This is a genomic window from Hafnia alvei, assembly GCF_900095695.1.
GTDB lineage: Bacteria > Pseudomonadota > Gammaproteobacteria > Enterobacterales > Enterobacteriaceae > Hafnia > Hafnia alvei_B.
The window spans coordinates 18,321-31,205 of the sequence record NZ_FMIQ01000057.1; the positions used below are offsets into that span (position 1 = coordinate 18,321).

The following is a 12,885-nucleotide window of genomic DNA, read 5'->3' on the forward strand; positions in this document are numbered from 1 at the left end:
GATAAATATCGACTCCAAGCTTGCCACTTCGTAGGTGGAAGCTTGGAGTGGGATCATTTATGGCTGCGTTTTTTTGCGTTCTACGGTGGTATCGCCGTCATAGTTGGCGGTGGCAATCCATGCGGCGCAAAAGAGCGTTAAGCGGGCAAAGAAGTAGAAGAAAGCCATCAGACCAATGACCGAACCAAACGCCGCGCCGGAAGGCGAGCGTGCAAGGCTAGGCAGCGTCCACGTCATCACGAATTTAATTACTTCAAAGCCAATAGCCGCAATTAAGGTTCCACGGAGTAAGGCTTTTTTCTTTGGTTTATGACGCGGCAATACCAAGAAAATCCAAAGAAACAACAAATAGTTAGCCATGATCGAAATGGACAGCGCAATCGCTGTCATCACTGGCCGTAGCCATTCGATGCCGTCTAAACCTAATGCGCGAACAATAGATGCCTGCGCGGCGCCTGCGATAGACGTGAAAGAAAGCGAGACGATTAGCGCAATCACCAACCCGGTTAGCGAGATAAAATCGCGCAGGTAGCGGAAGTAGAATTTTTCCTGATCCTGTGGATTGCGCTCCCAAACCTCTCGAGACTGTGCGCGAATCGCTTCACGTAAATTCCCCATCCAACTAATGCCTGAATAGAGCGCAATAGCCAAACCGGTTAGCCCCACGGTGGTACGCTGCTGGATGGCGGTATTAACGGTATTTTTCAGGGTCGTCGCTAAATTGGGATCGCTAATACTGCTGACTATTTTGTTGATCAATTCCGTGAGCAAATCGGGATTTGAGGCAAGCACAAAGCCGACGGCTGCAAACGACACCATTAAAATGGGGATAAGAGACAAAAATGAAAAGTAGGTAATCGCGGCACCGAACTGACTGCCCAGTCGGTCATTAAAGCGATCAACTGCACGGATAACATGGGCCACGCTGGGAATGGCTTTGAACCAGGCCATTACGCCATTGGCTTTATCCAGCGTTTTCGCCACCTGAGTGGTGACGGTTGCTTTACTGCTTTTGTGGTCTAATTCTTTTGGCATAAGCATTTTCACCTGTCTGCATTTAGGAACATATGCAATTTCAGGCGCTTAATTTCTCACGTCATGGTGGGCGAATAATCTAGATCCTAGCAGAGTCGAGCTGTAAGGCAAAATAGGGGAAGAGAAAATCTAGTTTAATAAATATTTTCTGATTGCTCTCTGAGGCATTGTTATCATCATTTAGGCGTGAGTATTAAGAATATTCTGCTAATTTAACTCGAACTGAGTAAATTACGACATAGATTGAATAATATGAAGAAAAAATAGAGAGTAATATCGTGGTTAAGCTAAAAATTAAACAAAGAATCTGTGAGGCAGGTTTTTAATTTAATGAGTTTAATTCAGTATGTTATGGCATAATTAGACCGTTCAATTAGCACTTTTCAACTTTTTGTAAGATGAGCGTTGGCTGTGCATAATCAACCAATTCACAGACTTGGGTAAGCCTACAAGCATTTACCTGCTTGCCACTCAAATTATTTAGGGTATAGGCGAATAGGTTTTGACCTATATTCGTCCTCAGCTAACGATTCAAGGTAAAGGCATGCTCGATATTGATGTTAGCGTTATCCGAATTTTTCTCACGGTGATGGATACACGTAGTGTCACCTTAGCGGCAGAGCTACTGAATAGTTCAACGGCGTCGGTTAGTCGTGCTCTCAAGAAAATGCGCGACAGTTTTAACGACCCGCTCTTTATTCGTACGAAAAAAGGATTAGAACCCACCGCTCTGGCATATAACATTACACCCAATTTAGCGCTGGCTTTGAATAGTATTCAGAGCGCGGTGAGTGTTTCGACCACTCTGCGTAATGGTGATAACCGTCAGACGCGTTTAAAGCTGAGTTTGTCCCCAATGCTTGAATATTACCTGACGAGCATATTGCAGCATCAAGGGTATCCTTTTGACGACGTCGCACTGACCAATGAAACCCATGATGGTGATTTGACCAAAGACATCACGCGTCTACGCACTCGTAAAATCGATATTAGTTTTACGCCGCAGAAATATGCAGATTGGATGATAACCAATGTGCCGCTTTTCGATCTGGTACCGGTGGTAATGTGTCGTAAAGATCACCCGCGAATTAAAGCCGGGTTTAGCTTACAGGAGCTTGAACGGGAAGAATATTTAAGCCCAACGATGTGGCCATCTTTGTTTGAAGATAATATTGTGCTTAATCCGCATAACAAAGCGCCCATTTACTCGAGTACCTCGGTACTCAATTTGATGATGATGACAGCTACCACAGACTATATTCTGATTTGTGGCCAACCTTTTGCTCGTGAGTTTGAAAAGCTGGTTGATGTACAGGTCCTCGAATTCCCACATGCTAAGCCGATGGGAACCATTTATGCTCATTATCATAAGAGCCGAGCAACAGATGTGAATATAGTTAACCTGATTAATAAAATTAAGGCTGGGACCTTACTCGAGTAAATACAATAAGAATTAGCTGATAGTTAATTTTTATATATTCTTTTTTATATCAAAATTACATTTATTCGTTAGCCGATAAAAAGGAATAACTAAAGTGTTATCTCTTTTTATATCTTCAATGAAGAATTATTAGCGTTTAGCAAGCAAGATATCGCATACCTATGAATGTTTTACTCTGAACATTTAGTGCTTTTTTTGTGATCTAGATAACATAACTGAAGTTATGTTGTGACTAGTACTAAAACTATTAAAAAATGAGCATATGTTAAATGCTTCACATAACAAAATGAAATTTAATGATTTTTTTGTTCTTGGTGAACTTGGCTTGGCTTTTGTTTGCCTACATGAGCGACACAAAAAGACTACATTTCGTTTTGTGCAAAAGGCATTTCCGCCCCCGGTTATTGTTAAGAGTCTTCTTTCTGCCTAACTTGTACCCAAGATATACCGAATCATATTCAGCTTGCTGTTATTCTGCATTTAGGATGTCTTGGTTATTAGTCCTCCATAATTACGATGCACTTTACTTTCTATCTGCCTGCGTTTGATTGAATAAACGTAGCGAAATGAAAAGCACTCATTTGGTGTTTGTGGATGATATTGAAAATCATCCTATAGTGCTCTTATCTTATGACTGCTTGATTTTATATTGCAACTGAATTGCGTCGGATTGGAGTTATCACAAGGATGTACTACTAGGCAAGAGACCCCGCAGTGGTGTTGCCGATGATATTTAAGGTAATAAAAAGTGAATTCATTATCCACATCATCATCTGAGCTTGAAGTTATTAATATTGATAACGCGGTGATCGCTATTTTATCTGACGATCCTATGTTTGCTGCGGGAGTGAGAAGCCTATTGAAGAAAATTGCACCTCTAGGTCAAGGGGCTGTGATTGATTCAGATAGAGCCAAAATTGTTATGGTTGATTTAGATAGCTTAAATCAATCTATTTTTCAGGTTGTTCGTACGCTGGCCGGTTTACGTTCTTACGATGCTTATCGCACCGTATTTTGGACATCTAATCAGGCAGAGCATACGCTGAATTTTGTTCGTCTCATTGATAACGCAAGTTTTATTAACAAGAAAGCGTCCCTTGAGTCGGTAGAGTCAGCGGTGCAAGAGGTCCTGCGTGGTGGCCGTTTTGTGACGCAAGAAGTTCAACATACGTTCCAGACATCCAATGGCCCGGGCCGCGTTACCGAAGAGACGTTCACAATTTTAGATGACATGATGAGCGGCATGCGTGTGAAGTGTATCGCCGCCAAGCTGCATACTGCGGACAAGTCGATTTATAGCAAGCTGCGTCAGTTCCGTGAACGCCTATCTTTGCTGCGTAAAAGCGACTTTTTGAGCTTTATTCACGACATTTCGTGATCGTGAAATAAAACCAAACACGAGATAAAGATAAAAAAGGCCGAAGAGAGATCTTCGGCCTTTTCTGTTACTGCGCCATCAATGATTAGCGCATGGTCACGAACTCTTCCGAGCCTGTTGGATGGATTGCCACGGTGTTGTCGAAGTCTTTCTTGGTTGCGCCCATTTTTAGCGCAACGGCAAAGCCCTGCAGCATCTCATCCATGCCGTAGCCAATACCGTGGATGCCAACGATCTTCTCATCTTTACCCACACATACCAGCTTCATGCGGCACGGCTGGCGGTGCTGAGTCACAGCGGTATACATGGCGGTAAAGGAGGACTTGTACACCTTCACGTTGTCTTCGCCGTGCTGTTCTTTCGCCTGGTCTTCAGTCAAACCAACGGTACCAATTGGCGGATGGCTGAATACCACGGTTGGGATATTGCTGTAGTCGAGATGCTCATCCGGCTTGTTGTTAAACAAACGCTCAGATAAACGGCGGCCTGCAGCAACGGCAACCGGTGTTAACTCAACGGCACCGGTGTTATCCCCAACGGCATAAATGCCTTTTACGTTGGTATTCTGATATTTATCAACGGTGATGTAGCCTTTATCGTTGGTTTTAACACCCGCGGCGCTCAGGTTGATATTGTCGTTGGCAGGTTCACGGCCAATGGCCCAAATCAGGCAGTCAACTTCAAACGTTTTGCCATTTTCTAGCGTCAGCGTCAGGCTACCATCGCTATTTTTAACCACGGATTTTGGAACTGACTGGGTGTGCAGCTGTGGGCCTTCTGCGTTCATCACTTCAACCAGCGCTTCAACAATCATTGGGTCAAAGGTACGCAGAGGCGCGTGTTTACGTACGAACAGATGGGTTTCAGAGCCCAAGCCATTCAGCACACCGGCAATTTCAACGGCGATATAGCCCGCGCCAACGACTGCCACGCGTTTTGGCAACGCGTCTAACTCAAAGAAACCATCGGAATTAATACCGTATTCTGCACCCGGAATATTAGGGCGAGAAGGGCGGCCACCGGTTGCGATCAGAATATGATCGGCGGTGATGGTTTCGCCGTTCACTTCAACGGTGTGCGCATCAATAAATTTGGCAAAGCCGTGGATCACGTCAACTTTATTGTTGCCCAGTCCACGTTCATAGGACTGATGGATACGGTCGATATAGGCGGTGCGGCTTTCGATCAGTTTGCCCCAATCGAACTTATTCACCGTGGTATCAAAACCATAGTCAGGGCCATACAAATGGATCGCTTCCGCGATTTGTGCGGCGTGCCACATCACTTTTTTCGGCACACAACCCACGTTTACGCAGGTGCCGCCCAGATACTTGGCTTCAACCAGCGCACATTTTTGGCCATACATGGCCGCACGGTTGATGGAAGCAATACCGCCGCTGCCACCGCCAATTGCGAGATAGTCATAATGTTTAGTCATCAGGGAGTTCCATGAGTTGTGTACCCGGCATTCAGCATAGTGCTGATGATAGCCAGTGAGAAAATTGCCTTAGAGTGTAACGCTACTCACGCTATTGCCGCAAAGGTTGCGTCTATGGTTGTGATAGGCTCGGCTATCGTTGAATAACGCTACTCGTTGGCTTGCGCCACAAGCCATTGCTGGAACAGCTGCATGGCGGGGGATAGGGGTTTGGATTTCAGCCATGTTAGCCAGTAACTACCGACTTCAACGTTGATATCAAAGGGCCTCACTAGAATGCCATTTTGCAGTTCGTGCTCGAACATTTTGGCCGGGGCTAGCGCAACGCCCCCATTCTGGATGGCAGCTTCAACCATCAGGCGTGACGAATCGAAAATAGGTCCGTTAACTCTGATTGGCTCAATACCCGCAGCGCTAAACCAGTTGTTCCACTCTTCTGCTCGATAAGAACGCATAAGCGTTTCTTTGGCTAAATCTTGAGGCTGCTCTAATCGCTGAGCCACGCTTGGGGTACATAGTACGCTTAGGGGGGCATCAAACAGTGCAACGTTATGGGTGGCTGGCCACATGCCATTACCAAAACGTATGGCAAAATCTAAGCCTTCCCCGGCTAAATTAACCAGATTGTTATTAGTGAGCAGTCTAAGCTCAACAAAGGGATGGTCAGCGTTAAAGCTTTGCAAACGAGGCATTAGCCAGCCCACGGCAAAAGTGCCGACCACGGCGACGGTCAGAACTTCATGGAAATGGCCGCCTTCAAACTGCTTGAGAACCGCTTCAATCTGGCTAAATGCTTCGCTGAGCACCGGCATCAGAACATGAGCTTCATCGGTGAGCTCTAATCCTCGCGGTAGGCGCTTGAATAGCTGCGTTCCTAACCGCGCCTCAAGGGCTCGTACTTGCTGGCTAACGGCTGCCTGCGTCACGCTGAGCTCCAGTCCGGCACGAGTAAAACTTAGGTGACGGGCAGAAGCTTCAAAGGCGCGCAGCGCGTTAAGCGGGAGATAGGAACGCATGGTAATGGCCCTTAAAGAAGCTAGCTATAAGTTTTTCTTTACCCTAAGGGAATTTAATCTCGCTTGTCAATCTACGGGTGATAGCGGATATTCCTGCCGCCACGATGAGTTTGGCGTAGTGGTGCCATAGGCTCATCGTGTGAATGATTATTTCGCTAAACTTTTTCTTTTGCATGCTGATAGGCGTGCAAGATTCAAAACATATCCGATGAAAAGGTCACTTAATTATGCGTAAAAAAATGCAGAACACATTGAAGCTGTTATCCGTGATTACCTGTCTGGCGGTAACGGCTCAGGGCGCCATGGCATCAGAAATGGATCAGAGCAAGATTAAAGATACCGTTGATAGTCTGATCCAGCCGTTGATGCAGAAGAATAATATTCCGGGCATGTCGGTGGCAGTTACGCTGAACGGCAAAAATTATATTTATAACTATGGATTAGCCTCTAAACAGCCACAGCAGCCCGTAACGGACAACACGCTTTTTGAAGTGGGATCGTTGAGCAAAACCTTTGCAGCGACGCTGGCGTCTTACGCGCAGGTCAGCGGCAAGTTATCGCTGGATAAAAGTATTAGCCACTATGTGCCAGAGCTGCGCGGCAGCAGCTTCGATCACACCAGCGTGCTGAATGCGGGAACGCATACCACGGGTTTAGGGATTTTCATGCCTGAAGATGTGAAAAATACCGATCAGCTGATGGCTTATCTGAAAGCGTGGAAACCTGCCGATCCTGCGGGAACTCACCGTGTTTATTCCAATATTGGTACCGGTTTGTTGGGCATGATTGCAGCGCAAAGTATGGGAATGACCTACGAAGACGCGATTGAGAAGACGCTACTTCCTAAGTTGGGCATGACGCATACCTACCTTAATGTTCCCGCAGACCAAGCGGAAAATTATGCTTGGGGCTACAACAAAAAGAATGAGCCGATCCACGTCAACATGGAAGTGTTGGGTAATGAAGCGTATGGCATAAAAACCAACGCGAGTGACCTGATTCGCTATGTGCAAGCCAATATGGGGCAGCTAAAACTTGATGGAAATTCGACGCTGCAAAAAGCGCTAACCGACACGCACACCGGCTACTTCAAGTCAGGCAAAATTACGCAGGATCTGATGTGGGAACAGCTGCCATATCCGGTTTCTCTACCGGATCTGCTCACCGGCAACGATATGGCGATGACAAAAAGCGTTGCTACGCCGATTGTTCCACCGTTGCCACCACAGGAAAAGGTATGGATTAACAAGACCGGTTCCACCAATGGTTTTGGTGCCTATATCGCGTTTGTTCCGGCTAAAAAGATGGGTATCGTGATGTTGGCGAACAAGAATTACTCTATCGATCAGCGTGTGACGGTGGCGTATAAAATCTTAAGTGGACTGGAAGGAAAGTAATCAGTTCGGTTGTATAGACCCTCCCACGTCTCCCCCTTGGTAGGGAGAGATCACCGAACGGTTCCCTCCCCAGCGAAGGGGAGGGCTAGGGTGGGGGAGCTTCTTGTAAAAACCTATAAAACGCCCTGCGCCAGCATGGCGTCAGCGACTTTCACAAATCCTGCAATATTTGCTCCACGTACATAGTTGGTTTGTTTATCCTCACCGCCATATTCCACGCAGGCCTGGTGGATATCTAGCATGATGTGGTGCAGGCGCAAATCCACTTTCTCGGCCTTCCAACCCATGCGTGCCGCGTTTTGCGCCATCTCTAAGCCAGATGTTGCAACGCCACCTGCGTTAGCTGCTTTACCCGGCGCAAATAAGACGCCCGCTTCAAGGAAGAGATCCGTGGCTTCAATCGTGGTTGGCATATTTGCGCCTTCGGCCACGGCTTTCACTCCATTGGCGATCAGCGTGCGTGCCGCTGGGGCGTCCAGCTCATTCTGGGTGGCGCAAGGCAGAGCGATATCAACGCTGATGCCCCAAGGCTGCTGGCCTTCAAGATAGGTGAGGCCAAACTCTTTGGCATAGTCGGCAATGCGTCCATCCTGCTGAGACTTTATCTGGCACAGACGCGCCAGTTTTTCCGGCGTAAAGCCAGCTTCATCAACCACGGTGCCGTTGGAGTCTGAAGCCGTTACCACGCGCGCACCTAGCGCCATCGCTTTTTCGATGGCGTATTGAGCCACGTTGCCCGAACCTGACACCGCAACTTTCATTCCTTCAAAACCTAAACCATGGCGTTTTAGCATGGCGTCAGTAAAGTAAACCAGACCATAGCCCGTCGCTTCTGGGCGGATTAAACTGCCACCAAATGACAGCCCTTTTCCGGTGAATACGCATGCCGTATTGTTCGACAGTTTTTTCATCATGCCCGCCATAAAGCCCACTTCTCGCCCACCCACGCCGATATCACCGGCTGGAACGTCGGTGTCGGCACCTAAATGACGATAAAGCTCAGTCATTAAGGCTTGGCAGAAGCGCATGATTTCGCCGTCGCTTTTCCCTTTCGGGTTGAAATCGCTACCGCCTTTACCCCCGCCCATTGGCAGCGTCGTGAGCGCGTTTTTAAACGTTTGCTCAAAGCCAAGGAATTTCAGGATCGACAGGTTAACCGAAGGATGGAAGCGCATTCCGCCCTTAAACGGCCCAATGGCCGAGCTGAACTGTACGCGCCATGCGCGGTTGACCTGAACCTGCCCGCGATCGTCAACCCATGTGACGCGGAACTGAATTACACGCTCGGGTTCAATCAAGCGTTCTAGCAGGGCAGCGTCACGGTAGCGCGGGTTTTTCTCTAGAAACGGCCACAGGGTGGTCATCACTTCTCGCACGGCCTGCAAGAATTCGGGTTGGTTGGGATCGCGTTGTTGTACGCTGGTGAGAAAGTTTTCCAGAGACAATAGTTGCTCCATAGTTTGGTACTCCTTATTTCCCCGTTATTCTGCAACTTGAATTATTTAGGGGAAGCGTGGTTGATGTTTTATGCGTTTTTTATGGTTATAAATGCAATTATGTTTGTGTTTGCTTTTCGACTATATCACTGGGAATAGGCTTTTAATCAAGCGATTTATTATCACGGAGATAATAAAAAAGCCTCCAAGTGGAGGCTTTAGGAAAAGGATGTCAAAAGCGCAATTAGGCTTTTTGGCTTTCCGGTTGGGTATTCATCATGCGGTTTAACCATGGCACCATTGCGGCCATAATGATGGCAATAACAAAGGTGGCGATGCCGATTTTGCTGAATACGCCGGTATAAATTGGCAGGGTTTGCAGCGGATCGCTAATACCTTCAGGTACGGCGGTAAAGGTTGCCACATAGCCACCAAGCAGGAAGGCAGCGGCCTGAGTCAAGAACCACATACCAAGAATGAAGCCCATCAAATACTGAGGCACTAACGCTGCCACCATCGCTAAGCCTAAGGCGCTGATCATTAGCTCACCCAGACTTTGGAACAGATAAACCAGCACAATAAACCACGGAGATGTCAGACCTTGTGCATCAGCAAACCAGAGTCCAGCCGCTGCGGCAGTCAGGAAGCCCAGCGAGCACAGGAACATACCCAGCGTAAATTTAGCCGGCATAGTGAGGTCTTTGCCTTTAGCGCCGAAACGCGTATAGAGCGAGGCCAAAATCGGGCTGGCAACGACCACCCAGAATGGGTTTAGTGCCTGGAAGCTGACCGGGTTAATCGCTATGCCAAGGATTTCATGATGAACGTTGTTAATTGCAAAGAAGTTCAGCGAGGTAGGCATCTGGGCATACAGAATGTAAAACAGCACGGCTTCAATCATTAAAACGAAAGCCACATACATACGGTTGCGGTCGCTTTTGTTCTGCTTAAACGCTTCACGGAAGAAGAAGAAAATCACGATGATCGACAGCACGATCAGCACGATATTGGCGACTTTGACGTTATGCATCAGCCATGCACAAACGTACACCATAACCACGGTACCGATGAGCACCAGCAGCAGGTTTTTGAAATTCATCGGTTTGGCATCGGGCTCAGAACCGATGTCACGCACCATGCCGCGACAGCAGAAATAAACCAGCAATGCGACGACTAAACCAATACCGCATAGGTTATAGGTAACGGCGTAGCCATATTTGTCGGCAATAATCGGAGCCAGTGACAATGACAACAGCGATCCGATATTGATAGACATATAAAACAGGGTGAATGCGCCGTCTAAGCGTGGATCTTTTGGCGGGTAGCATTTTGATAGCAGGCTGGCCGGGTTGGCTTTAAACAGGCCGTTACCGACGGCGATAGTCCCGAGGGCGATAAAGATCATATCGGGATTATGCAATGACAGGCCGGTCATGAAATAACCGAGCGCCAAGACAATCGCACCCAGCACCATGGTACGTTTGGTGCCGAGCAGGTGGTCGCCGACGTAGCCGCCGATGGAGATCAGTCCATAAACCAAAGCCGCAAAGGCACCGAAGGTGATGAAGGCCTGTTCCTGTGAGAAGCCTAGCTGCTTAACGAAGAAAACAGCCAGAATACCTTGCACGCCGTAGTAACCAAAGCGTTCCCATAGCTCAACAAAGAAAATCATGAAAAACGGTTTAGGTTGCTGCAATAAACCGACTGGGGCGGGCTTATTCATATTAGTTCGCCTTCGAATATTGATTAATTAAGTGTAGGCATGCGCGGAGCCTGCTGCCGAAGATACATCCCTTATGAAATAGAATTCCGTTTTTATATGTTTTAATGCCGTGTTAATGCCAATTTTTGATGATGATGTAGATTATTGTATGGACTGATTGCGATCTTAGTGGTTGATCACACTCTTTAAAAGATGATTCGTGGTTTTTTTGTAGAGAATTCAATGGCCCTACACGAGGTTTTTAGCTGAAGCTTAAAGCATAGCCCCACCCTAACCCTCCCCTTGGCAGGGGAGGAACAGTGCTGCGGTGTTTGTAAGAATCTCGATCGGCTCCTCCCCCTGCGAAGGGGGCGGCTGGGAGGGGGTTGGCTGGGTAAAAACAAAAAACGCCCGCAGAGCGGGCGTTGAAAGCTTAATTGATCAGAAGAACGAAAAGGTTAGTCTTCGTCTTCGTCACGCAATGGAACAATCAGCATGTCGATATGTACGGTGTTGATCAGCTGGCGCGCAGAAGACATCAGCTTGCTCCAGAAGTCCTGATGGTGTCCGCACAGTACCAAGTCCATATCGTATTTCTTGATGGCATCAACCAACACCTGACCCAAATCACCGCTGCCGCTTAGGGTTTCGGTAATTGGATAGCCTGCGTTTTGAGAAAGCTCGGTCAAGGCGTGGTGAGTTTCGTCAGAAATACGTTTCTGCATGTCGCCCAGATTCACGTCAATTAGGCCGGTGTACAGGTCAGAATAGTTAACATCCACGTGAATCAGAGAAACTTTAGCGTCATAAGGGCGCGCCATAGATACTGCTTTCTCAACCAAGATGTTACTTTCTGGGGAAAGGTCTACAGCAACCAGAATGTGTTTATAAGCCATAAGTTTACTCCTTCCATAAAGCCGGTTAACGGGGTAGCAGGCATTAGGTGTCGCTACCTGGCTTTTCTTGCATGCCTGCATGTTAGCATCGTTTATACCCATCATACTTCAAGCTGCATTTTTGTTGGCTGTGCCCACTCAATGCAACTCGAATTATTTAGGGTGTAGATCACGAGGGTGTCGTTTTGCTCACACTCGCCACTCAAATCCTTAACATATTGCTTCTATCTATTGTTTTACTCTTTTGAGCCAAGGCTGCACATACTTTCGTCACAAAAGTCGCGGTATTACACATTAAAACTGCGTAAGCGGCGAAAAAATCGTCTTATTAGACACTCAGCATCGTGCGCTTTAGCCTGTGGCTTAAAATAGTAGACCCGTTTTTTATAAGGATAGCGTGGCTGTAAAGCAAGAGCTGATTATCTTGTGAGGAAAGATTTTCACCTTTTTTTGCTTTTGTTATCTGCTTTATCTCTATTGGGCCGATTTCTTATAGGGATTAATCGCGAGGTAAAATCATTAGCCAGCGTATTCTGCGCTTTATCGCTTAGCCCGCTAAATTAATTCTGTGATCCCCATACCGTTTCTCCGTTCCTTTCCTAAACTAATTAATGGGCAGTGTAGCGGAGCGTTAATCGTTATCTTGCTTCCTGCATTTTGCCGACGTTGATAATAACCATCGTGGTTTAGCCTGATGATGCCTGTCGAGCTAAGGTTGTCTGGCGAGAAAATAAATAGAAAGGCACCGTTATCTCACCGCTGATGTTTGGCTAGAGAAGATGCCGGGAGGAGATCATGATTAATACCGTCGCGCTTTTTTGGGCGCTGTTTTTTGTGTGCGTGATTAACATGCTGCGCTATTACTCCTCATTGCGTGCGTTGCTGGTGGTATTACGTGGTTGCGACCCGCTGCTTTATCAATATGTTGACGGCGGTGGTTTCTTTACTTCGCACGGGCAGCCGAGCAAACAGGTGCGTTTGGTGCGTTATATTCAGGCTCAGCGCTATCTTGATCACCATGACGATGAGTTTATTCGCCGTTGCGAACGGCTACGCCGGCAGTTTATTTTAACCAGCGGTCTATGTGGTTTGGTGGTGGTTAGCCTGTGTGCCATGGCCGTTTGGTATTAACCTGTGAGGGGAGTA

At 47.2% G+C, this 12,885-nt stretch carries 10 protein-coding genes; 4 read left to right on the forward strand and 6 right to left on the reverse strand.

Annotated elements, in window-relative coordinates:
* Nucleotides 1-57 precede the first annotated feature (57 nt).
* Nucleotides 58-1,041 (reverse strand): inner membrane protein YhjD, encoded by a 984-nt coding sequence (yhjD, locus tag BN1044_RS14700; protein WP_072309345.1) that lies wholly within the window; start codon nt 1,039-1,041, stop codon nt 58-60.
* Between the two features lie 538 nt (nt 1,042-1,579).
* On the opposite strand from yhjD, the gene BN1044_RS14705 reads away from it, so the two are divergent.
* Nucleotides 1,580-2,476 (forward strand): LysR family transcriptional regulator, encoded by an 897-nt coding sequence (locus BN1044_RS14705; RefSeq protein WP_072309480.1) that lies wholly within the window; start codon nt 1,580-1,582, stop codon nt 2,474-2,476.
* A gap of 748 nt (nt 2,477-3,224) precedes the next feature.
* Nucleotides 3,225-3,854 carry a helix-turn-helix domain-containing protein gene (locus BN1044_RS14710; RefSeq protein ID WP_072309346.1) on the forward strand — a complete coding sequence of 210 codons (630 nt, stop codon included), beginning with the start codon at nt 3,225-3,227 and terminating at the stop codon, nt 3,852-3,854.
* 85 nt (nt 3,855-3,939) lie between these two features.
* Here the strand turns inward: BN1044_RS14710 and gorA are convergent, their stop codons facing one another.
* Together gorA and BN1044_RS14720 are read right to left on the reverse strand one after the other, a co-directional pair.
* Nucleotides 3,940-5,292 (reverse strand): glutathione-disulfide reductase, encoded by a 1,353-nt coding sequence (gorA, locus tag BN1044_RS14715; RefSeq protein ID WP_046448865.1) that lies wholly within the window; start codon nt 5,290-5,292, stop codon nt 3,940-3,942.
* A 149-nt stretch (nt 5,293-5,441) separates the two neighbouring features.
* Nucleotides 5,442-6,308 carry a LysR family transcriptional regulator gene (locus BN1044_RS14720; protein ID WP_072309347.1) on the reverse strand — a complete coding sequence of 289 codons (867 nt, stop codon included), beginning with the start codon at nt 6,306-6,308 and terminating at the stop codon, nt 5,442-5,444.
* Nucleotides 6,309-6,535: 227 nt separating this feature from the next.
* On the opposite strand from BN1044_RS14720, the gene ampC reads away from it, so the two are divergent.
* Nucleotides 6,536-7,705: a class C beta-lactamase gene (gene ampC / locus BN1044_RS14725; RefSeq protein ID WP_072309348.1), complete on the forward strand. Its 1,170-nt coding sequence runs from the start codon at nt 6,536-6,538 to the stop codon at nt 7,703-7,705.
* Nucleotides 7,706-7,818: 113 nt separating this feature from the next.
* Here ampC and gdhA read toward each other — a convergent pair whose 3' ends face one another.
* From gdhA to uspA, 3 genes are all read right to left on the reverse strand, one after another.
* Nucleotides 7,819-9,162 carry an NADP-specific glutamate dehydrogenase gene (gdhA, locus tag BN1044_RS14730; protein WP_072309349.1) on the reverse strand — a complete coding sequence of 448 codons (1,344 nt, stop codon included), beginning with the start codon at nt 9,160-9,162 and terminating at the stop codon, nt 7,819-7,821.
* A 223-nt stretch (nt 9,163-9,385) separates the two neighbouring features.
* The gene (gene dtpB, locus BN1044_RS14735) at nt 9,386-10,864 is read right to left on the reverse strand and encodes a dipeptide/tripeptide permease DtpB (RefSeq protein ID WP_063586198.1); all 1,479 of its coding nucleotides are present in this window, start codon (nt 10,862-10,864) and stop codon (nt 9,386-9,388) included.
* A 437-nt stretch (nt 10,865-11,301) separates the two neighbouring features.
* Nucleotides 11,302-11,739, reverse strand: a complete 438-nt coding sequence (gene uspA / locus BN1044_RS14740) for a universal stress protein UspA (protein WP_008815546.1) — start codon at nt 11,737-11,739, stop codon at nt 11,302-11,304.
* A 795-nt stretch (nt 11,740-12,534) separates the two neighbouring features.
* Between uspA and uspB the strand changes: the two genes are divergently transcribed.
* On the forward strand, nt 12,535-12,870 hold the full coding sequence (gene uspB, locus BN1044_RS14745) for a universal stress protein UspB (protein WP_025799478.1): 336 nt from the start codon (nt 12,535-12,537) through the stop codon (nt 12,868-12,870).
* The last annotated feature ends 15 nt before the right edge of the window (nt 12,871-12,885 follow it).

Bases quoted from the DNA above. Each gene is read 5' to 3' on its own strand.
- yhjD (WP_072309345.1), bottom strand. From the start codon at position 1,041: ATGCTTATGCCAAAAGAATTAGACCACAAAAGCAGTAAAGCAACCGTC.
- BN1044_RS14705 (WP_072309480.1), top strand. From the start codon at position 1,580: ATGCTCGATATTGATGTTAGCGTTATCCGAATTTTTCTCACGGTGATG.
- gorA (WP_046448865.1), bottom strand. From the start codon at position 5,292: ATGACTAAACATTATGACTATCTCGCAATTGGCGGTGGCAGCGGCGGT.
- BN1044_RS14720 (WP_072309347.1), bottom strand. From the start codon at position 6,308: ATGCGTTCCTATCTCCCGCTTAACGCGCTGCGCGCCTTTGAAGCTTCT.
- ampC (WP_072309348.1), top strand. From the start codon at position 6,536: ATGCGTAAAAAAATGCAGAACACATTGAAGCTGTTATCCGTGATTACC.
- gdhA (WP_072309349.1), bottom strand. From the start codon at position 9,162: ATGGAGCAACTATTGTCTCTGGAAAACTTTCTCACCAGCGTACAACAA.
- dtpB (WP_063586198.1), bottom strand. From the start codon at position 10,864: ATGAATAAGCCCGCCCCAGTCGGTTTATTGCAGCAACCTAAACCGTTT.
- uspA (WP_008815546.1), bottom strand. From the start codon at position 11,739: ATGGCTTATAAACACATTCTGGTTGCTGTAGACCTTTCCCCAGAAAGT.
- uspB (WP_025799478.1), top strand. From the start codon at position 12,535: ATGATTAATACCGTCGCGCTTTTTTGGGCGCTGTTTTTTGTGTGCGTG.